Annotated in this window: 17 protein-coding genes and 1 rRNA gene; 3 read left to right on the top strand and 15 right to left on the bottom strand. The window is 73.6% G+C overall.

From position 1 onward, the window contains the following. Positions 1–19: 19 nt before the first annotated feature. Entirely contained in the window at positions 20–1,630 is a 1,611-nt protein-coding gene (locus ABT232_RS35545) for a flavin monoamine oxidase family protein (protein WP_351848140.1), read from the bottom strand. Positions 1,631–1,641: 11 nt separating this feature from the next. Further along, positions 1,642–3,171 carry an APC family permease gene (locus tag ABT232_RS35540; RefSeq protein ID WP_351848137.1) on the bottom strand — a complete coding sequence of 510 codons (1,530 nt, stop codon included), beginning with the start codon at positions 3,169–3,171 and terminating at the stop codon, positions 1,642–1,644. 223 nt (positions 3,172–3,394) lie between these two features. On the opposite strand from ABT232_RS35540, the gene ABT232_RS35535 reads away from it, so the two are divergent. Next, positions 3,395–5,038 (top strand): PucR family transcriptional regulator, encoded by a 1,644-nt coding sequence (locus ABT232_RS35535; protein ID WP_351848135.1) that lies wholly within the window; start codon positions 3,395–3,397, stop codon positions 5,036–5,038. A 952-nt stretch (positions 5,039–5,990) separates the two neighbouring features. On the opposite strand, the gene ABT232_RS35530 is transcribed toward ABT232_RS35535, so the two are convergent. From ABT232_RS35530 to ABT232_RS35505, 6 genes are all read right to left on the bottom strand, one after another. Further along, positions 5,991–7,127: a glycosyltransferase family 4 protein gene (locus ABT232_RS35530; protein ID WP_351848133.1), complete on the bottom strand. Its 1,137-nt coding sequence runs from the start codon at positions 7,125–7,127 to the stop codon at positions 5,991–5,993. 258 nt (positions 7,128–7,385) lie between these two features. Continuing rightward, positions 7,386–8,144: a hypothetical protein gene (locus ABT232_RS35525; protein WP_351848130.1), complete on the bottom strand. Its 759-nt coding sequence runs from the start codon at positions 8,142–8,144 to the stop codon at positions 7,386–7,388. Positions 8,145–8,312: 168 nt separating this feature from the next. Continuing rightward, the gene (recN, locus tag ABT232_RS35520; protein WP_351848197.1) at positions 8,313–10,034 is read right to left on the bottom strand and encodes a DNA repair protein RecN; all 1,722 of its coding nucleotides are present in this window, start codon (positions 10,032–10,034) and stop codon (positions 8,313–8,315) included. Between the two features lie 163 nt (positions 10,035–10,197). Next, on the bottom strand, positions 10,198–11,103 hold the full coding sequence (locus ABT232_RS35515) for an NAD kinase (protein WP_351848128.1): 906 nt from the start codon (positions 11,101–11,103) through the stop codon (positions 10,198–10,200). Further along, the gene (locus tag ABT232_RS35510) at positions 11,100–11,915 is read right to left on the bottom strand and encodes a TlyA family RNA methyltransferase (RefSeq protein WP_351848126.1); all 816 of its coding nucleotides are present in this window, start codon (positions 11,913–11,915) and stop codon (positions 11,100–11,102) included. The genes ABT232_RS35515 and ABT232_RS35510 overlap by 4 nt, the downstream gene beginning before the upstream one ends. A gap of 57 nt (positions 11,916–11,972) precedes the next feature. Further along, positions 11,973–12,239, bottom strand: coding sequence for a hypothetical protein (locus ABT232_RS35505; protein ID WP_351848195.1), 267 nt, complete (start codon positions 12,237–12,239; stop codon positions 11,973–11,975). A 273-nt stretch (positions 12,240–12,512) separates the two neighbouring features. On the opposite strand from ABT232_RS35505, the gene ABT232_RS35500 reads away from it, so the two are divergent. Continuing rightward, positions 12,513–12,860 (top strand): sterol-binding protein, encoded by a 348-nt coding sequence (locus tag ABT232_RS35500; RefSeq protein WP_351848124.1) that lies wholly within the window; start codon positions 12,513–12,515, stop codon positions 12,858–12,860. On the opposite strand, the gene ABT232_RS35495 is transcribed toward ABT232_RS35500, so the two are convergent. The 4 genes from ABT232_RS35495 to ABT232_RS35480 form a co-directional block, all read right to left on the bottom strand. After that, positions 12,844–13,659: an ABC transporter ATP-binding protein gene (locus tag ABT232_RS35495; RefSeq protein ID WP_351848193.1), complete on the bottom strand. Its 816-nt coding sequence runs from the start codon at positions 13,657–13,659 to the stop codon at positions 12,844–12,846. The two genes, ABT232_RS35500 and ABT232_RS35495, sit on opposite strands and share 17 nt — an antisense overlap. Positions 13,660–13,751: 92 nt before the next feature. Next, positions 13,752–14,789, bottom strand: coding sequence for a FecCD family ABC transporter permease (locus ABT232_RS35490; RefSeq protein ID WP_351848191.1), 1,038 nt, complete (start codon positions 14,787–14,789; stop codon positions 13,752–13,754). 80 nt (positions 14,790–14,869) lie between these two features. Further along, positions 14,870–15,913 carry a FecCD family ABC transporter permease gene (locus ABT232_RS35485; RefSeq protein WP_351848121.1) on the bottom strand — a complete coding sequence of 348 codons (1,044 nt, stop codon included), beginning with the start codon at positions 15,911–15,913 and terminating at the stop codon, positions 14,870–14,872. Positions 15,914–16,295: 382 nt separating this feature from the next. Further along, entirely contained in the window at positions 16,296–17,324 is a 1,029-nt protein-coding gene (locus tag ABT232_RS35480; RefSeq protein WP_351848118.1) for an HAD hydrolase-like protein, read from the bottom strand. A 73-nt stretch (positions 17,325–17,397) separates the two neighbouring features. On the opposite strand from ABT232_RS35480, the gene ABT232_RS35475 reads away from it, so the two are divergent. Next, positions 17,398–18,690 (top strand): DUF1015 domain-containing protein, encoded by a 1,293-nt coding sequence (locus tag ABT232_RS35475; protein WP_351848116.1) that lies wholly within the window; start codon positions 17,398–17,400, stop codon positions 18,688–18,690. A 57-nt stretch (positions 18,691–18,747) separates the two neighbouring features. Here ABT232_RS35475 and ABT232_RS35470 read toward each other — a convergent pair whose 3' ends face one another. The 3 genes from ABT232_RS35470 to rrf all read right to left on the bottom strand — a co-directional run. After that, positions 18,748–19,599, bottom strand: coding sequence for a tetratricopeptide repeat protein (locus ABT232_RS35470; protein WP_351848188.1), 852 nt, complete (start codon positions 19,597–19,599; stop codon positions 18,748–18,750). Continuing rightward, positions 19,491–20,735 (bottom strand): hypothetical protein, encoded by a 1,245-nt coding sequence (locus tag ABT232_RS35465; protein ID WP_351848186.1) that lies wholly within the window; start codon positions 20,733–20,735, stop codon positions 19,491–19,493. The genes ABT232_RS35470 and ABT232_RS35465 overlap by 109 nt, the downstream gene beginning before the upstream one ends. A gap of 234 nt (positions 20,736–20,969) precedes the next feature. Continuing rightward, positions 20,970–21,057, bottom strand: a 5S ribosomal RNA gene (gene rrf, locus ABT232_RS35460); the annotation flags it as partial.

Genomic DNA, 21,057 nt, shown 5'->3' with positions numbered 1-21,057 from the left:
GCGCCCCGCGGCCGACGCGTCACAGCACCGCGTCGATCACCTCCCGCGCCGCCCGCTCCCCTTCGGTGGCGCCGCCTTCCATGAACCCCTGGAAGTCGTAGCTGCAGTGTTCGCCGCCGATGTGGACGTTGCCCTGCGCGGTCCCCTCGTAGCCCGCGTACCGGTGCAGATAGCCCACCGGCCAGTAGGAGTAGGCGCCCTGGGCGTAGGGGTCGAGGTGCCAGGCCGAGAGCTGTGCGCGGCCGGTCCAGGCCGCCGAGGTGCCGGGGAAGAAGGCGTCGACGGCGCGGGTGCGGTCCGCCGCGAGCCGTGCCACGTACGGGTCGCTCTCGTACGAGAACGGCCCGGCCGGCGTCAGTGACCTGGCGAGGCTGCCGCCGTGGTACTGGATGAGGATGCCGCCCGTGCCCGGCTGGACCTTGGTGGTGTCCCAGGTCTGCTGCACCCGGCTGTCGGTGAAGCAGTCGCCCGCCGACACCCCGGGCCAGGCTCCGGTGCCGCGCCAGGGGCGGCTGGTGAACTGCATGTTGAGTTTGGTGCAGTACCCCATCCGGGCGTCTCTCAGGAGGTTCGTCATCCGGCTGTCGAACCCGGCGCGGCTCAGGTCGAGCTGTTTCAGCACCGGCAGCGGTACGCACAGGACCGTGTGGTCGGCGGTGACCGTGCGGGTGGCGCCGGCCTCGGTGAAGGTGAGTGTCTGGGTGCCGTCGGGGTTGGCCCGTAGGGCTTGCAGCGACCAGCCGTGCCGGATCGTGCCGTCGGGCAGGGAGCCGGCGATGGCGTGCGGCAGCAGGTCGTTGCCGCCGACGATGTGGTAGCGCTCGTTGGACAGGCCCCAGATGTTGAAGTTGCCGGGATTGGTCTGGTAGCCCATCAGCAGCACCAGCGCGAGCGAGGACTGCTCGGTGGTGTCGGCGCCGTACTCGACGTTGTAGGCAACGTCGAAGAACCTGCCGAGCGGGGAGTCGTGGCCGCCGGGCACGCGGGACTCGATCCAGTCGTGGATCGACATCTCGTCCAGGGCGGTGCCGGCCGCCGTCGTCCGGTTCCAGCTCACCTCCCCCGCTTCCAGCAGATCGCGGTGCAGCGCCTGGTAGACGGCCTTGAAGTCCTCGTCGGCCTGTTCGCGCGGGTAGTACTCGCCGCCGAACCACAGGACCTCCTCGGCCCCGTTGGGCCCGCCGCCGAGGAAGTCCTCGACGGGCAGTGAGAAGCGGCGGCACAGTTCCAGCATCTTCTTGTGGCTGGTGTCGATCAGCTCCCCGCCGATCTCCGAGGTCTGGCCGTACGCCCAGTGGTCGCGCTGGGTGTACATCCGGCCGCCGACGCGGTCCGGGTTCGCCTCGTAGACGGTGCAGGCGAGTCCGGCGTCGCGCAGGGTGAGCGCCGCGGTGAGGCCGGCGATCCCGGCGCCGACGACGGCGATCCGGGGCGCCGCCGCGGCGGCCGGCGTGGCGGTGGCGACGGCGGTCATGGCGGCCGCCGCGGCGGTGGTGGCGAGCGCGGCGGCGCCCTTCAGGACGGCGCGGCGCCGCGGCCGCGCCTCGGCGACGGGCAGCCCGAGCGCGCGGGCGGCGGTGTGGTCGGCGGTGAGGGAACGGAGGACGTGCAGGGCATGCGTACGGGACACAGTGCTGCTCCTCAGACCGTGGCGGATGCTTCCGTGACGTCGTCGTCGTGGTCGTCGTGGTCGTGGTCGGTGCGTTCGGCGGAGTCCTCCAGGACGATCCGGCCGATGATCTCGTAGCGTTCCGGGCGGCGGGTCTTGAGGTACCAGCCGAGTCCGAGGCCGCCGCAGAAGACCAGCCCGACGATCCACGGGATGGCCTCGAAGAAGAGCGAGCCGGCCGCCGTACCGGCCGCGGTGTCGAGGTTGACCACCAGCAGCCCGACGACCGCGATCATGCCGAGGCCGCCGAGCAGCGGGGCGGTGAAGGTGCGGAACCAGTGCCGGTCCTCGGGGTGGTTGCGGCGGAAGTAGCCGATGACGGCGAAGGAGCACAGCGTCTGCACGATGAGGATGGCCATCGTGCCGAGGATCGCCAGCAGCGTGTAGAGGTGGATGTACGGGTCCTGCCCGGTCAGCCAGAACGCGCCGACGAGCGCGACCGCGATGACCGACTGGACGAAGGAGGCGATGTACGGCGAGCCGTGGTCCTTGTGGGTGCGGCCGAGGGCGGGGTGCAGGAAGCCCTCGCGGCCGACGGCGTACAGATAGCGGGCCGCGCACTGGTGGAAGGCCATGCCACAGGCGAAGGACCCGGTGATCAGCAGCCACTGGAAGGTGTCGACGGCCCAGGCGCCGATGTAGCTGTGCGCCGGGTCGAAGAACAGGTCGAGCGGGCTGGTCCCCGAGGAGACCTCGACCGACCCCTTCAGTCCGTTGCCGGCGATGGTCATCCAGGAGACGTAGATGTAGAAGAGTCCGACGCCGACGACCGAGATCAGTGTGGCGCGCGGGATGACCCGCTTGGGGTCGCGGGACTCCTCGCCGTACATCGCGGTCGACTCGAAGCCGACCCACGACCAGAACGCGAAGAACAGGCCGAGTCCGGCGGAGGCGCCGGTGAAGGCGTTGGCCGGGTTGATCGGTTCGACGGGGATGCCGTCGGGGCCGCCGCCGTGCAGCAGGACGGCGGTGGCGACCGCGAAGAGCACCGCGATCTCGGCGATCAGCATCACGCCGAGCGCCTTCGCCGTCAGGTTGATGTCGAAGTACGCCAGTACGGCGGTGACCAGCAGCATCGCCGCGGCGTAGAGGATCCAGGGCAGGTCGACGCCGAGCTGGTCCTCGACGGTGGTCTGGGCGAAGTAGGAGAAGACGCCGACGATGGACGCCTCGAAGACGATGTACGCCAGCACGGCGAGCATCCCGGAGGCCATGCCGGCGATCCGGCCGAGGCCGTGCGAGATGTAGCCGTAGAAGGCGCCGGCCGCGGTGATCCGGCGGGCCATGGCGACGTAGCCGACGGAGAACACCGTCAGGACCAGCGTCGCGAAGAGGTAGCCGGCCGGGGCGCCGGTGCCGTTGCCGAAGCCGACCGCGATGGGCAGGTTGCCGGTCATCGCGGTGATCGGCGCGGCGGTCGCCACCGCCATGAACACCACGCCCACCAGGCCGACCGAGTTCGCCTTGAGGCGATGAACCTCTCGCGTGGGTGTCTCTGCCATTCCCGCCCCTCTCGAAGGACCGTGACAACGAAATCCGAAGATCGCTCGGCTGATGTCCTGCGGATGCGACAGTGTTGCGGGGGAGTGACGCACGCCACAACAGACACGCGGTCATGCAATCGGGCCCGGGAGGCGACGCATTGTCGGGGCCGGAGCGCCGGTGATCGTCGCCGTAACGGCGCGGAGATGTCGCCGGAACCTGCGCGCCGGTAGCGTCCGCTGCATGGACAGCCGTACGGACCACCGATTCGACAGCCAGGCCGCGGGCATCACCGTCCAGCGGGCCCTGGAGCTGCCGGGCCTGCGCAGCGGCCTGCCCGAGGTGCTGGCGGGGGCGGACCGGTTGCAGCGCACCGTGCGCTGGGTGCACGCGGGCGAGGTACCCAACATCGCCTCCCTGCTCAAGGGCGGCGAACTGCTGCTGACCACGGGATACGGCCTCGGCACCCGCCCGGCCGAGCAGCGCGCCTTCGTCCGCACCCTCGCCGAGCGCGGGATCGCCGCGCTGGTCGTCGAACTGGGCCCGCGCTTCGCCCGGCTGCCCGCCACCCTCGTCGAGACGGCCCGCGCGGCCGGGCTGCCGCTCGTCCAGCTGCACCGCGAGGTGCCGTTCGTGACGGTCACCGAGGAGATCCACACCGAGATCGTCAACGGCCACTACGCCCTCCTCCAGCGCGCCGAGGAGGTGCACCGCCGCTGCACCGAGGCCCTGCTCGGCGGCGGCGGGATCCCGCAGGTCCTCGGCATCCTCGCCGACTTCAGCGCCAACCCGGTCTTCCTGGAGACCTCCGACGGCCAGCTGCTGTACGCGGCCGGTGCCGGTCCCGAGGGCGCCGACCCGCTCCAGGTGTGGGAGGGCCTGCGCGGCCCGCACAAGGACGCCCCGCCGCCCGCCGGTTCGGTCCTGGTGGACGTGCCGGGCGGAGGTCCTGGCACCGGTTCGGTCCGCGCCCGCCTGGCCCTGCTGCCGGTTCGCGCCCCGCTGGCGCCGGTGCACCGGATCGCCGCCGAGCGGGCCGCCGGCATCCTGGCGGTGGTGCTGATGCAGGCCCGCCAGGAGGAGGAACTGGCCGCGCGCGGACGCGGCGACTTCCTCACCGACCTCGCCGAGGGCCGGATCGCCGCCGAGGACGCGCCCGCCCAGGCGCGCGTCCTCGGTTTCAAGCCGGGCGACAGTCCCCTGCTGCCGGTGGTGATGCGGCTCGGCGACACGCTCTCGCCGGGCGGCGGATGGGCGGTGCTGGCGCGCGCGGTCGCCGAGGAGCTGGCGTCGGTGGGCGTGCCGGTGCTGCTGGGGGTGCGGCCGGTGGAGGGCCGGGTGCCGCTGCTGCTGGGCCTCAGGTCGGAGTCGGAGCGCTCGGCGGTCGCCGACCGGGTCGCGGCGGCGCTGCGGGCCGGGGTGGAGCGGGCCGGGATCCAGCGGCCGGGCGCCCAGCCGCCGGTGGTGGTGGTCGGTGTGGCGGGCGGCTGGGCGGCCGCGTCGGCGGGACTGCGGCACGCGGCGGAGACGGCGACCGCGGCGCAGGGTCTGACCGACCGGCCCTGGTACGACGCCCGCCGCCTCGACATCGACCTGCTGCTGTGGCGGCTGCGCGACCATCCGGACCTCGCGGCGTTCGTGGACCGGGCGATCGGCCCGGTCCGCGACCACGACCGCCGCTCCCGGCCCCCGCTGCTGCCCACCCTGGAGACCTACCTGGCCCACGCCGGCCGCAAGGCGGAGACGGCCCGTGAACTGCACCTGAACCGCCAGACCCTCTACAACCGGCTCGCCCGCATCGGCGAACTGCTGGGCACCGACCTGGACGACCCACAAACGGTCCTGGCCCTGAGCCTGGCCCTGAGAGCCCGGCGCCACGCGGGCTGATGGGCGGTGGTTGGCGGTGGTGGCGGTGACCGGCGCGACCGGCGGCGGATGGCGGTGAGCGGCGGCGAACGGCGTTGGTCGGCGGTGACCAGCGGCGACCGACGTGACTGGCGGCGGATGGCGGTGAGCGGCGGCGACCGCGGCACGTGGCGGTGACCGGCGCCACCTGCGGCCGAGCGGTGATCGGCGGTGAGCGGCGGCGAACGGCGTTGGTCGGCGGTGACCAGCGGCGACCGGCTACGCACAGCGGCGACCAGCAGCAATCAGCAGCGGCCGGACGGGCGCACCCCCGGCGACAGCGGCGCATGACGGAGACCGGCGCTACCGGCGGCACACGACGGTGACCGGCGGCGACAGCGGCCCATGACGGAGACCGGCGGCTACAGCGACACGCGGCCGCGACCAGCGGCGATCGGCGGGCGGCGATCAGCGGCACACGGCGGTGACCGCCAGGCCGGGCAGACGCCAGGCCGGGCAGACGCCAGGCCGAACCGGCCACAGCGCCTTGCCGCGCCCGGCGAACCCGGCAGACCACCGACCACCGGCCATCGCCCTTCGGCCCTCGGCCAGATCAGCGGCCGAGGCTGAGCCAAGCGGCGACCAGCAGCACACTGCGGTGACCAGCGGCGACCGCGGCACACGACAGACCGACGCCCCCGGCGGCACACGACGGTGACCGGCGGCGGCCAGCGGGCCGGGCGAACGCCGGCCCGCCTCGCCCGGCGAACCCGCCAGACCCTCGGCCACCAGCCATCGCCCTTCGGCCCTCGGCTATTGCGGCGGCTGAGGCCAAGTCAAGGAGCGACCACCGGCACACGGCGGTGACCAGCGGCGACCGGCAGCGACCAGCGGCAGGCCGGGCGGACGCCAACCCGCATCGCCCGCACCGCCTCACCGCGCCCGGCGAACCCGGCAGACCGTCGTCCACCGGCCACCGGCCCTCCGCCCTCCCCTAGATCAACGGCCGAGGCTGAGTCAACTCGTCGTACACGCTCAGCACTTGGGCGACCGTCTCGTCCTCCGTCGGCCAGGTGGCCGCCTGTCGCACGCCGCGTTCGCGCAGCAGTTGCCGTCGCTCGGGATCGCCGAGCAGCCGGACGACGGCGGCCGCGAAGGCCACCGCGTCGCCGCTCGGGACGAGTTCGGCCGCGTCGCCGACCAGCTCGGGGATGCCGCCGACGGCCGTGGCGACCAGCGGCACGCGTGCGTGCAGGGCCTCCTGGGCGAGCACCGACCGCGATTCCCGGCCGCCCGGCAGCAGCGCCAGATCGGCCGCGGCAAGCAGCGCCCCCACGTCGTCCCGCCGTCCGGCGAGCCGTACCGGCAACGCCTCGTGCTCGATCCGGCCCTGCAACTCCGCCCGCAGCGGCCCCTCGCCCGCGACGACGACCAGCGGCGCGGGGTCCAGCTCCCGCCAGGCGCGGGCGGCGTCCAGCAGCAGGTCGTACCCGCGCTGCCGGTCCAGCGAGCCGACAGCGAGCAGCAACGGCCGTCCGATCGCCCCGAGTTCGGCCCGGACCTTGGAGTGCTGCCGGTCGGGGTCACCCCGCTCCACCGCCGTACGCGGCCCGGGCAGGGAGACGGCGGCGAGCCGCGCGTCCCGCGCGCCGGTGCGGCGGGCCCGGTCCACCAGGTCCGAGCTGGTGCCGAGCACGACGGCGGCGGCCTTCACCACCCGCCGCTCCAGCACCCGCAGCAGATGCCCGCGCGCGCCTTCCGCATGCGCCCGGTTGTGCCAGGTGACGACGAGCGGGATGTGTTTGCCGCTGAGCGCCAGCGCGGCCCGGAAGGAGGCGTGCAGGCCGTGCGCGTGCACCAGGTCGGCGTCGGCGCAGGCGGCCCGCAGCGCGGCCACGGAGACCGGGTCGCTGCTGCGCGGCACATGCACATGAGCCGCGCCGGCCCCGGTGAAGTCGTAGGTGTGATCGGCCTCGCCGGGGGCGCACACGGTGACCCGCACGCCCCGCGCGACGAGCCCCGCGGCCAGCGAACGCACATGCGCGCTGCTGCCGGCGTTGCCGCCGCCCAGCACCTGCACGGTGCGCAGCGGCGGCCGGCCGGGCGGCGAGTGGCTGCTCACGGGGGTCACGTGGCCGGGCTCCTGGTTCGGCGTCGATCGGTCACGACGGTCACGGAGAAACGTACAGAAGGATCGGGGCGGAGGGGTGTACCGCACGGCGTCCTCCACGTACTCCGCCAAGGATGCCAGGCCCCGACCCCGTTCCGGGACCGTCGAACCCCGGGTCTCCGCCCCACCCGGGGGCAATGCGCCGCCGAACCTCCCCCACAGGGGTGAACCAGGAGCGCACGGAGGTGGCAAGCGCCCCCCTCCCGTGACCGAGCGCCCTCACTCCATGCCTTTGGCGATCGCGGTGACCCGGTCCCCGTACACCGCCGCGGCCACCACCGCCGCCGCGTGCGCCACGAGCACCGCCCGCCCTGCCCCGCCCTCGGCGCCACCGCCCGCGACCACCGCGGCCCCGAGCGCCGCGCCCAGCGCGTGCGCTCCCGCGTCGCCGATCATCGCCCGCTCGCCCACGTCGTCAGGCAGCACGGCCGCCGCGGCACCCATCGCCGCGGCGGCGACCTCCGCACCGGGCCCCTTGCGCAGGAGCCCCGGCACACCGAGGGCGAGGACGGTGCCGACGGCCCGTCCCGGTCGTACGTCCACCAGGTTCACCAGATGCGCGGCCCCGGCGATCACCACCCCGGCCAGCACCGTGTCCACCGCCCGCTCCTTCAGCAGCGCACCGGCGACCAGCCCCGCGGCGGAGATCCCGAGCAACTTGACGGCACCGCTGGTGACTTCACCGTCCCGAAGAGCGGACAGATGTGCACGAAAGCCGCGCCGGGCGTCCTCGGCCCCCGCGAAGTCGTCATACGCCCCACACACCCCCGCGACCGCCACCGCAAGTCCCGCGGCGGGCCGCACCCGCCCGGCCCCGACCGCCACCGCGAGCGCGGCCGCTGGGCCGGCGTACAGCTGCACGCTCCGCCCGGCGTAGTTGGTCCGCTCCCAACGGGCGGCCCCGCCGGGGGCGGCGGAGCGCAGCACGGCGGCGGTGGCGCGGGTGAGACCGGCGGCGAGACCGAGGGAGAGGATCATCCAGGCAGCCTAGGCGTAAGGCGGCGGACCGGTCTTGGTCACCGGGCTCGCCGGCCCCGGCCCAGCCCCGACCGCCGCCCTCGACCAGGCCGCCCAGCCCCGGCCACCGCCCTCGAGCCAAACCGCCGAGCCCCGGCCGCCGCCACCCCCAAGCCGAACCACCCCGCGCTACTCGCGGTCCCCCCGCGCCGTCGCCAGCAGTTCCTCCGCGTGGGCCCGCGCCGTTTCCGAGTCCTCCTGGCCGGCCAGCATCCGGGACAGCTCCCGGATCCGCTCCTCGCCCTCCAGCACCTTGACCCCGGAGCGCGTGACCGACCCGTCGTTGGTCTTCTCGACCAGCAGCTGACGGTCCGCGAACGCCGCCACCTGCGGCAGATGGGTCACCACGACGACCTGCGCGGACTTCGCCAGCTTCGCCAGCCGCCGCCCGATCTCCACCGCCGCCTTGCCACCGACACCGGCGTCGACCTCGTCGAAGAGATACGTCGGCACCGGATCCGTCCCGGCGAAGACGACCTCGACGGCCAGCATCACCCGGGACAGCTCACCACCGGACGCCCCCTTGGCGATGGGCCGCGGCGGCGCTCCCGGATGCGGCGCGAGCAGCAGCTCGACCTCGTCGACACCGGACGGCCCGTACGCGACCGTCCGTCCGCCGACCTCGACGCCCTCCGGGTCCTCGGTCTGCCGGAGCGCGAAGGACACGCGCGCGTGCGGCATGGCCAGGGAGGCCAGCTCGGCGGTCACGGCGGCGGCGAACCGCTCGGCGGCCTCCGTCCGCGCGTCCGTCAACGCCTGTGCCAGGCCGCCGAGTTCGGCGCGCAGGGCGTCCCGTTCGGCGGTCAGCTCCTCGATCCGCGAGTCGTCGCCCTCCAGCTCGGTCAGCCGTGCGGCGCTCCGCTCGGCCCACGTCAGCACGGCCGTGACGTCCTCGCCGTACTTCCGCGTCAGCGCGTTCAGCGCGGCCCGCCGCTCCTCGACCGCCGCCAGCCGCAGCGGATCGGCGTCGAGGTCGTCGGCGTACCCGGCCAGCTCCCCGGCCACGTCGCCCAGCAGGATCCCGATCTCACCGATCCGCTCGGCGAGCGCGGCCAGCGCCGGATCGTGCGACCGTACGGCCTCCAGGGCCCGGTGGGCGCCCGCGACGAGCGTCGAGGCGTCGACGCCCTCGGGGTCCTCCGGATTGCCCGCCAGCGCCGCGTGCGCGACCGCGGCGGCGGACGCCAGCGCCTCGGCGTGGCCCAGCCGCTCCGCCTCCTCGGCCAGCTCGACGTCCTCTCCGGCGCGCGGCTCGACGGCGGCGATCTCGTCGAGGCCGTAGCGCAGCATGTCGGCCTCCTGGGCCCGCTCACGCGCACGTGTGGTGATCTCGTCGAGCTCCACGGCCACGGCCCGCAGCCGCCGGTAGGCCTCGCGGTACTTGTCGAGCGGCACGGCCACGGCGTCCCCGGCGTACCGGTCGAGCGCCTGCCGCTGCCGGGACAGCTTGAGCAGCCCCTGCTGGTCGGTCTGCCCGTGCACGGCCACCAGCTCGTCGGCCAGCTCGGCCAGCAGCCCCACCGGCACGGACCGCCCGCCCAGATGCGCCCGCGAGCGACCCTCGGCGGAGACGGTACGGCTGATCAGCAGCGCCCCGTCGTCCAGCTCGGCCCCGGCCTCCTCGGCCCGGACGGCCACGGAGGCGTTCGCGGGCAGCGCGATCCGCCCCTCGACGACCGCCTTCTCGGCGCCGATCCGCACCAGCGCCGGGTCCGCCCGCCCGCCGAGCAGCAGGCCCAGGCTGGTGACGACCATGGTCTTGCCCGCGCCCGTCTCACCGGTGACAGCGGTGAACCCGGGCGACAGCTCGACCACGGCATCGTCGATGACTCCGAGCGACCGTATCCGCATCTCCTCCAACACGGAGAAGACCTTACGAGGTCGCGGTCGAGGAGTGCGACCGCCCCACCCGTGTCACCCACGTGAGTGGACCCACTCCAGGGGCGCGGGGAACTGCGCGATCCGCCATCAGGCCCCGCACCCGCCCACGACGACGAACCACCCCACCGAGTGGCTAGTGCGGCGCCCCACGCCACCCGGACACCGGCAGCGCGAACTTCGCCACCAGCCGGTCCGTGAACGACGCGTGGTGCAGCCGGGCCAGCCGCACCGGCACGGCCCCCCGCCGCACCTCCACCCGCGCTCCGGCGGGCAGCTCCACGGTCCGCCGCCCGTCGCACCACAGCACGCCCGGCGGGATGTGCGGCAGCACCTCCACCGCCAGCACCGAGTCCGGCGAGGTCACCAGCGGCTTGGCGAACAGCGCGTGCGCGGAGATCGGCACCATCAGCAGCGCCTCGACCTCCGGCCACACCACCGGACCGCCCGCGGAGAACGCGTACGCCGTCGACCCGGTCGGCGTGGACAGCACGATGCCGTCGCACCCGAACCCGGTGACCGGCCGCCCGTCGATCTCCAGCACGACCTCCAGCAGCTTCTCCGCGCCGGCCTTCTGCACGGCCGCCTCGTTCAGCGCCCAGTCGGTGTGCACGATGTCGCCGTTGCTGTGCACGACGACGTCGACGGTCATCCGCTCCTCGACCTCGTACGCCTTCGTCACCACCCGGTCGACGACCTTGTCGAGGTCGTCCCGCTCGGCCTCCGCGAGGAACCCGACCCGTCCGAGGTTGACGCCGAGCATCGGCACGCCGGACGCCCGCGCGAACTCCGCTCCGCGCAGCAGCGTCCCGTCACCGCCCAGCACGATCAGCAGCTCGCACCCGTCGAGGCACTGCGGGGTGGCCTCGCCGACCAGCTCCACCTCGTCGGGCAGCGGCAGGTCCCGCGCCTCCTCCTCCAGGACCCGCACCCCGATCCCGGAGCGCAGCAGCCCCTTCACCACGAGCTCGGCGCTGCGAATGGCCGCCGGACGCCCGGTGTGGGCGAGCAGGAAAACAGTACGAGCTCGGTTCGATGTCAACGCGGCCCCTCCGCCACTGCACGGTCAACGTCGGCCGGGTCCAGCTCCGGAGCACCGGCCCGCAGCCACAGAAAGTACTCGACATTGCCGGACGGGCCCGGCAGCGGACTGGCGGTGACACCCTGCACCCCGAGCCCCAGCTCCCACGCCTTCCCGGCCACTCCCCGCACGGCCTCCGCCCGCAGCTGCGGACTCCGTACGACTCCCCCGCTGCCCAGCCGCTCCTTCCCGACCTCGAACTGCGGCTTGACCATCATCACCAGATCGGCGTCCGGCCGCACCACCCGCGCCAGGGCGGGCAGCACCAGTCCGAGCGGGATGAAGGACAGATCCCCGACGACCAGGTCCACAGGCTCACCGTCGATCGCCTCCAGCGTCAACTCCCGTACGTTGGTACGGTCCTTGACGGTGACGCGTTCATCGCTCTGGAGAGTCCAGGCCAGCTGGCCGTAGCCGACGTCGACGGCGACGACGTGCGCGGCGCCCGCCCGCAGCAGCACATCCGTGAAGCCGCCGGTGGACGCGCCGGCGTCCAGCGCCCGCCGCCCCTCGACGACCAGCCCCCGCGGCACGAACGCGGCCAGCGCCCCGGCGAGCTTGTGCCCGCCCCGGGAGACGTACTCGGGGTCGTTGTCGTCACTGGAGACGACGATGGCGGCCGCGGTCTCCACCTGGGTGGCGGGCTTGGTCGCGACGGTCTTGCCGACGGTGACCCGCCCGGCGGCGATCAGCTGGCTGGCGTGCTCGCGCGAGCGCGCGAGCTTCCGCCGGACCAGCTCCGCGTCGAGACGGCGGCGTGCGACTCCTGCCACGTTCGGTTCAGCTCCTACTGCTGTACGGCAAATCAAAAAAGTGTGACCCGAAGGGTCTCATTGAGGGGCGGCGGTCGGGTGACGGGTGGGAGCCGGAGGTCCCGGACGGGCGTCGAGCGCGGTGAGCGCGTCGCGCAGCCCCCGGTGTACATCCTCGTACACCTCGACGTGTCCGTCCGTGGCGAGGTGGTCCGCGTCGGCCAGCCGGTCCAGCGCGGCGTCGACGTCGGCGTTGCCGGTGGGCGTCCGCGGGACCCCGAGCGGCGCCGGCCCGGCCGGGTCGGGCACCGGCTCACCGCCCACCGACCGCTCCGGCCCGTCCACAGCTTGATCCGGCCCACCCGCCGGCTGCTCCGATCCGCCCGCCGACTGACCCGGTCGGCCGGCCTGCTGATCCCGGCGGCCCACCGGCCGCCGCGGCTCGTGCACCGGCTGACCGGGTGCGCCCACCGGCCGCTGCGGCTCGCCTGCCGGCCAATGCGACTCGTCCACCGGCCCCTGCCGCTCGTCCACCGGCCCCTGCGGCGGCTCCGCCTCGGGCACTGCGTCGTTCATGCCCCGACGCTACCTCGTGGCCCTGGGGTACCGTCGATCCCGATGGCCACGATCGAGGAGTGCCGCAGCGCACTCGACAAGCTCTCGGACAGCATGCAGCGCACCGAGGGGGGCGTCCGCGAGGCGGCGGCCCTGGACCGCTCGGTGAGCTGCCACATCAAGGACCTGGACGTCACCTTCGCCGGCCGGATGACCGGCGGCCGCATCGAGGTGCGCGAGACCCTTCAGGGCCCGCCCCGCGAGAAGGCCCAGATCAGGCTCGCGATGACCGGGGACGACCTGGTCGCGCTGGTCGCCGGCGAGCTGCACTTCGCCAAGGCCTGGGGCTCGGGCCGGGTGCGGCTGGAGGCGAGTCTCCCCGACCTCTTCCGCCTCAGGAAGCTTCTGTAGCCACCACCCGCGCGCGAGCCTTGCGCGCGGCCGGCACCACCAGCGGCGTACCCGTCTCCGGGTCGTCGATGACCTGGCAGCGCAGCCCGAAGACCTGCTCGACCAGCTCGGCGGTGACGATGTCGTTCGGCGCGCCCTGGGCGATCACCTCGCCGCCGCGCAGCGCGATCAGATGGGTGGCGTAGCGGGCCGCGTGGTTGAGGTCGTGCAGGACGGCGACGAGCGTGCGGCCCTGCTCCTCGTGCAGCTCGGCGCAGAGGTCGAGGACGTCTATCTGGTGCTGGATGTCCAGGTAGGTCGTCGGCTCGTCGAGCAGCAGCAGCGGGGTCTGCTGGGCGAGCGCCATGGCGATCCACACCCGCTGGCGCTGACCGCCGGACAGCTCGTCGACGTACCGGTCGGCCAGTTCGGCGACCCCGGTCTGGGCCATGGACTCCTGGACGACCCGCTCGTCCTCGGTGGACCACTGGCGCAGCAGGCCCTGGTGCGGGTAGCGGCCGCGGCCGACCAGGTCGGCGACCGTGATGCCGTCCGGCGCGATCGACGACTGCGGCAGCAGGCCGAGGGTGCGCGCCACCTTCTTGGCGGGCATCGACTGGATGACCTGCCCGTCGAGGAGCACCCGGCCCTGACTCGGCTTCAGCATCCGCGACAGCGCCCGCAGCAGGGTGGACTTGCCGCAGGCGTTCGGGCCGACGATCACGGTGAAGGAGTTGTCGGGGATCTCCACCGAGAGCTGTTCGGCGATGACGCGCTGGTCGTAGGCGAGGGTGACGTTCTCGGCGGACAGCCGGTTCATGGTGCTCCTTCGGTCGTTCAGCCCGGTGACGGGGTCGGTCGGCGCGGGGCTGACCCGGGGGTCGGTGCCGGTGGCGGCGCGGGGACCGGCGCTCATATCCGGCCCGCCCGGCGCTCGCTGACCAGCAGCCACAGCAGGTAGACGCCGCCGACGACACCGGTGACCACACCGACGGGCAGCTGGTCGGCGCCGAAGAGCCGCTGCGAGGCCAAGTCGGCGATGACCAGCAGGGCGGCGCCCATGCACAGGGACGGCAGCAGGTTCGGGCCGGGCGAGCGGGTCAGGCGCCGGGCGAGCTGCGGCGCGGTCAGCGCCACGAAGCTGACCGGGCCGGCGGCGGCGGTGGCGGCCGCGGTGAGCAGCACGGCGGCCACCATCAGCAGCAGCCGTACGCGCTCCACGCGCACCCCGAGGGCGTGGGAGACGTCGTCGCCCATCTCCATCATCCGCAGCCCGCGCGCGTTGCCGAGGGCGAGCGGTACGAGGACGGCGCACAGCGCGAGCAGCGGCCAGACCTGCGCCCAGTCACGGCCGCTGAGGGAGCCAGTCATCCAGACGATGGCGCGGGAGGCGTCGACCAGGTCGGCCTTGGTGATCAGATAGCCGTTGACGGCCGTGACGATCGCCGAGACGCCGATACCGACCAGGACCAGCCGATAGCCGTGCACCCCCTGCTTCCAGGCGAGCAGATAGATGGAGAGCCCGGTCACCAGGCCACCCACCAGGGCACCCATGGTGACCTGGGCGGCGGTCCCGGAGAACAGCACGATCACCACCAGCGCCCCGGCCGTCGCGCCCTGCCCGAGGCCGAGGATGTCGGGACTGCCCAGCGGGTTGCGGGAGATGGCCTGGAACAGCGCTCCGCCGAGGCCCAGCGAGGCGCCCACCAGGAGGGCGACGAGCACCCGCGGCAGCCGCAGCTCGTTGACGATGAACTCCTGCCCGGCGTCGCCGTTGCCCATCAGCGTCCTCAGCACGTCGGAGGCCGCGATCGGGAAGTCGCCGGTGCCGATCAGCAGGACGCTCGCGGTGAGCGCGGCGAGCAGCAGCAGGACGACGACGGTGGCGGCGCGGACGTCCAGCCGCAGGGACAGCCCGCCGGCGGTGCGCAGGGCGCGGGTGGCGCGCACGGGCTCGGCGCCGGTGTCCGCCGCGGTGGTCCCGGCCGCTGTCCTGGCCGCTGTCTTGGCTGCGGTTTTCACTGCGGTCCTCACAGTTGGGCCGTCCTCCGCCGTCGTACGAGAAAGATGAAGACCGGACCGCCGAGGATCGCGGTGATGATGCCGACCTGCAGCTCCGAGGGCCGGGCCACGACCCGGCCGATGACATCGGCGCCGAGCAGCATGACCGGCGACAGGACCATGGCGTACGGCAGGATCCAGCGCAGGTCCGGGCCGGTGAAGGAGCGGACCACGTGCGGCACCATGAGCCCGACGAACACGATCGGCCCGCAGGCGGCGGTGGCGGCCCCGCACAGCACGGTGGCGGCGAGCATCGCCAGCGCACGGGTGCGGTTGAGGTGGGCGCCGAGCGCCTTGGCGGTGTCGTCGCCCATGGACATGGCGTTGAGCGGCCGGGCCAGACCGAGCGCGAGCAGCATGCCGACCACGAGGAACGGCAGCACCTGCACGATGGTGTCGTCGGTCGCCGAGCTGAGCGAACCCACCGTCCAGAAGCGCATCTTGCCCAGCGCCGCCTCGTCGACGATCATCACGGCCTGGAGATAGCCGTAGAGCGCGGCGCTGATGGCGGTGCCGGCGAGCGCGAGCCGCACCGGCGTCGCGCCCCGGCTGCCGCCGAGGAACCAGACCAGCGCGCCGACCGCCGCCGCCCCGCAGAAGGCGAACCACACATAGCCGTTCAGGCTGGTGACACCGAGGAAGCTGATGGCGGTGACGACCGCGGCGGACGCGCCCGCGTTCAGTCCGAGCAGGCCGGGATCGGCCAGCGGGTTGCGGGTCAGCGCCTGGAGCACGGCTCCGGACAGACCGAGCGCGGCTCCGGCCAGCAGACCGATCAGGGTCCGGGAGAGCCGGTCTGCGACGACGGTGTCGCCGTACGTCCCCGAATCGTGGAACAGGCCGTGCCAGACCTGCTCCAGCGACAGCCCGCGGGCGCCGATCGCGATGCTCGCCAGCGCGACGATCACCAGGATCACCACGGAGACGATCAGCCCGGCGGCCCGTATCGCCCGGCGGTTCGGGAGCGCGGGAGCGGTCTCCGCGCGCTGTTCGGGAAGACTTTCGACCAACACGCGGTTAGGTTAGCCTACCCTCCCATTTGATCAAGATCCCGAACGCCTTCGGACCCGCACAGAGGGTTCCCACCCCACCCCAGCGACCGGCCGTCAGATCTCCAGCATCCGGCCGTCCAGGCCCAGGCGACCGGCCGTCAGAGCCCCAGCGGCCAGCCTTCCAGGCATAGGCGACCAGCCATCCGGGCTCAAGCGACCAGCCGCCACAGCCCCAGCGACGGGCCATGCAGCCCCAGGCCACCAGCCGCCACAGCCTCAGCCACCAGCCATCCAGGCCAGGCCGCCAACCTTCCAGGCCTAGGCGACCAGCCATCCCGGCCCCCGCCACCAGCCATCCAGGCCCAGGCCCAGCCGCCCCAGCCCCAGCCCCAGCAACCAGCCCTCAGAGCCCCAGCCGAGCCAGCGCCTTCCCGCCGTCCAGCTCGCACACACCGTCCCCGGCCGCCGTCCACGCCGCCGCGCACAGAGCGCGCAACCCGTCCAGGGCCGCACCCTCACCCGTCAGCTCCAGCCGCTCCGCGCCCGCCGACGCCGTCCAGCCACCGCACCGGAACCCGGCACCGGCCTCGACGACCTCCGGCTGCCCGGTCAGCATCCCGCGCAGGTCCTGGTCGACGTACGTCGGCCGGTGCCGCGGCGCCGCCGCCAGCAGCTGCGGCCCGTCGGTCACCCCGGTCAGCACCAGCAGCGAGTCGACCTCGCCGTTGAACGCCCCCTCGATGTCCGTGTCCAGCCGGTCCCCGACCACCAGCGGCCGCTCGGCGCCGGTCCGCAGGATCGTCTCCCGGTGCATCGGCGGCAGCGGCTTGCCCGCCACCCGCGGCTCGGCCCCGGTCGCGATCCGCACGACCTCCACCGCGGCCCCGTTGCCCGGCGCGATCCCCCGCGCACTCGGGATCGTCAGATCGGTGTTGGACGCGAACCACGGCACCCCGCGCGCGATCGCGTAACAGGCCTCCGCGAACCGGCCCCAGGGCAGCTCCGGCCCGCCGTACCCCTGCACCACGGCCACCGGATCGTCCTCCGCCGACTCGACGGGAACCAGCCCCCGCTCCCGCAGCGCCACCCGCAGCCCTTCACCACCGACCACCAGCACCCGCGCCCCCGCCGGCACCTGCTCGGCGATCAGCCGCGCCACGGCCTGCGCGGAGGTGATGACGTCCGACGCCTCCGCCAGTATCCCCAGCTCGGTGAGATGCGCGGCCACGGCGTCCGGGGTGCGCAGCGCGTTGTTGGTGACGTACGCCAGATGCATCCCGCCCGCCCGGGCGGTCTCCAGCGACTCGACCGCGTGAGCGATCGCCTCACCGCCCGCGTACACCACCCCGTCCAGGTCGAGCAGCGCCGTGTCGTACGCCTCGCTCAGCACCCGTTCACTGCCCGCGGGCCGCGTCCTGACGCCCTGGCTCATTCCGCATCGCTCCTCGTCCGCTCCGCTTTCCCCCGATCATCCCCCATGCCACCGACACACGTACGATGCCGGGATGAACACAGCAGGTCACTCGGAAGCAAAGGCGCGCCGAGGCCTGGAACTCACCCCGTTCCGAGGCCTGCGCTACGACCCCGACCGGGTCGGCAGCCTGGCGGCCGTGACATCCCCGCCGTACGACGTCGTGGTACGCCCCGACGGCCTGCACCACCTCCAGGCCGCGGACCCCCACAACATCGTCCGCCTCATCCTTCCGCAGGCCGCCACCCCCTCCGAGCGCAACGAACAGGCGGCCACCACCCTGCGCCGCTGGCTCGCCGAGGGCGTCCTCACCACCGACCCCGAGCCCGGCCTCTACGTCTACGAACAGCGCGACGGCTCCGGTCTCCTGCAACGCGGCATCATCGGCGCCCTGCGGGTCTCCGATCCCTCCGAGTGCGTGGTCCTGCCGCACGAGGACGTCATGCCGCACGTCGTCGCCGACCGCGCGGACCTGATGCGCGCCACCTCGGCGAACTTCGAGCCCTTGCTGCTCACCTACCGCGGCGACGGCTCCGCCGCCGACACCACCGCGGTCATCGAACGCACGGCCGAGCGCCCGTCGCTGCTGTCGACCACCACCGAGGACGGCTTCCACCACCGCCTGTGGTCCCTCACCGACCCGGCCGACGTGTCCCTCGTCCAGTCCGACCTGGCCCGCCACCAGGCCCTCATCGCCGACGGCCACCACCGCTGGGCGACCTACCGCCGGCTCCGCGCGGAACACCCTTCCCCGAGTCCCTGGGACTACGGCCTCGTCCTCCTGGTCGACACCGCCCGTTATCCCCTGCGCGTCCGGGCCATCCACCGCCTGCTGCACGGCCTGCCCGTCGCCGACGCCCTGGCCGCCCTGGACGGCCGGTTCCGCGTCCGCCGCCTGACCGGCCCGCTCGCGAACGCCCTGACGGTCCTCGCCGACGCGGCCCGCGAAGGCAACGCCTTCCTCCTCGCCGGCGACGGCGCCTTCCACCTCGTCGACCGCCCGGACCCCGACCTGCTGGCCCGCACGGTCCCCGCCGACCGCCCCGCCGCCTGGCGCACCCTGGACGCCACCGTCCTGCACTCCACGCTCCTCGACCACGTGTGGCGCGTCCCCGAGGACTCCCCGGCCCACATCGCCTACATCCACGACGCGGCCGCCACCGTCAGCAAGGCCGAACGCGACGGCGGCACCGCCGTCCTGATGCACCCGGTCCGCGAGGAGGCCGTCCGCGACCTCGCCCGCCAGGGCGTCACGATGCCCCGCAAGTCCACGTCCTTCGGCCCCAAACCCGCCTCGGGCCTGGTCCTGCGCGCCCTGGACCGCTGACCCCGCACACACGAAAAAAGGGGCGGGACCGTAGTCCCGCCCCTTCATTCACCCGCGTCAGTCCTGATCGCGGTCCTTGTCCTCACCCGGCTCCGCCTCGGCGTCGGCGTCGGCGTCGGCGTGGACCTCGATCTCGACCTCGTCCGGGGCCGCGTCCGTGACCTCGTCCGTGTCCGTGACCGCGACCGTGTCCTCGCCCGCGTCCGCGACCTCCTCCGCCTCGGCGTCGGCGTCCAGCGCGTCCACGAACTCGACACCGTCGAGCTCCGCGAGCCGGTCCGAGGCGTCCGTGCTGCCGTCCCGGTCGGCCTCGACGGCCTTCGCGAACCACTCCCGCGCCTCACGGTCCCGACCGGCCGCCAGCAGCGCGTCCGCGTACGCGTACCGCAGCCGGGCGGTCCACGGGTGGACGGCACTGGAGGCCAGCTCGGGGCTCTGCAGCGTCACGATGGCCGCGTCCAGCTGCCCCATGTCACGCCGGGCGCCCGCCGCGACGAGCCGCATCTCCACCTGACCGGCCTTGTCCAGCTTGTGCACCTCCGGCGCACCCGCCATGTCCAGCGCCTTCTCCGGCCGTCCGAGCCCACGCTCGCAGTCGGCCATCACCGGCCACAGCTCCACGGTCCCGGTCATCCGCCGCGCCGCCCGGAACTCGGCCAGCGCCTCGCTGTACTTCTGGTTGGCGTACGCCGCGAATCCGGCCGCCTCCCGCACCGCCGCGACCCGCGACGCCAGCCGCAGAGCCACCTTGGAGTAGCCGTACGCGCCCTCGGGGTCCTCGTCGATGAGCCGGGCGACCATCACCAGGTTCCTGGCGACGTCCTCCGCGAGCGTCTTCGGCAGGCTCTGGAGTTCCTGCCGTACGTCCTTGTCGATCTCGTCGCCCGTGACGTCCTCGGGGATCGGCAGCCGCTTGATCGGCTCCCGGTCACGGTCCCGCTCGTCACGGAACCGGCCACCGCCGGCACCCGCACCGGCGCCACGGCGGTCGTCGCCCCGGCCACGGAACCCACCAGGCCGCCCGCCGCGGTCGTCACGCCGAGGCCCACGGCTCCCACGGTCGTCCCGTCCCCGGAACCCACCGCGCTCCCCACGGCTGTCGTCCCGACGGAAACCACCACGGTCACCGTCACGCCGCTCATCCCGACGGTCGTCACGACGGTCGTCCCGACGGAAGCCACCGCGGTCACCGTCACGCCGGTCGTCACGACGATCGTCACGGCGGTCATCGCGGCGGAAGCCACCGCGGTCACCGTCACGCCGGTCATCACGCCGGTCGTCACGCTGACCGTAGCCGCCGCCACCCCGGTTGTCGTCGCGACGGAATCCACCGCGGTCACCGCCGTCCCGACGGCCGTACCCGCCCCGGTCCCGGTCGCCACCGCGGAAACCGCGATCGCGGTCGTCACCACGGAAACCACGATCGTCACGGCGGTCATCACGACGGTCGTCCCGGCGGTCGTCCCGGCGGAAGCCACCGCGGTCACCGTCACGCCGGTCATCACGCCGGTCGTCACGCTGACCGTAGCCGCCGCCACCCCGGTTGTCGTCGCGACGGAACCCGCCACGGTCACCGCGGTCGTCACCCCGACGGCCAAAACCGCCGCGGTTGTCGTCCCGCCGGAAGCCCGGCCGGTCACCGCGGTCGTCCCGCCGGAACGCCGGCCGGTCCCCACGGTCGTCCCGACGCGGTCCACGGTCTCGATCGCGGTCGTCACGCTGGTACGAGGACGGCCGGTAGCCACCTCGGTCCCCGTCACGACGGTCGTCCCGCCGGTCGTCCCGCCGGTCGTCACGGCGGTCGTCGCGCCGCCCGTAACCGCCACCGCGGTTGTCGTCACGACGGTTGTCGTCCCGCCGGTCATCGCGACGGAAACCCCCGCGATCGCCACGGTCGTCACGGCGGTCGTCGCGGCGGTCGTCGCGGCGGAAGCCACCACGGTCACCACTGTCCCGCCGGTCGTCTCGGCGGTCGTCACGCCTGTCATCGCGGCGGAAACCGCCACGGTCCCCACCGTCCCGCCGGCCGAAGCCGCCACGGTCACGGTCGTTACGCTCGCCCCCGCGACGGAAGCCGCCGCGGTCGCCGCGATCCCCACCATCCCGGCGCCGCTGGTCGCGCTCCGGACGGTCGTCGGGAGAGTTGGTGGACATCGGTGACTCCTGTCTTCGGTACCGCAAGTCATTCTCGCGCAGCCGAGTACCCGGCGCGCTTCGGAAAAACAAAAGGACCCCTGGTCCCAGCTGAACGCTGGTGACCAGGGGTCCTTCCAAAGATTGTTCGGCGGCGTCCTACTCTCCCACAGGGTCCCCCCTGCAGTACCATCGGCGCTGTGAGGCTTAGCTTCCGGGTTCGGAATGTAACCG

This window comes from Streptomyces sp. NPDC001532 (genome assembly GCF_040298625.1).
Taxonomy (GTDB): Bacteria; Actinomycetota; Actinomycetes; order Streptomycetales; family Streptomycetaceae; genus Streptomyces.
Note: the sequence above shows the minus strand (reverse complement) of the source record. Positions and strands in the feature narration are given on the sequence as shown.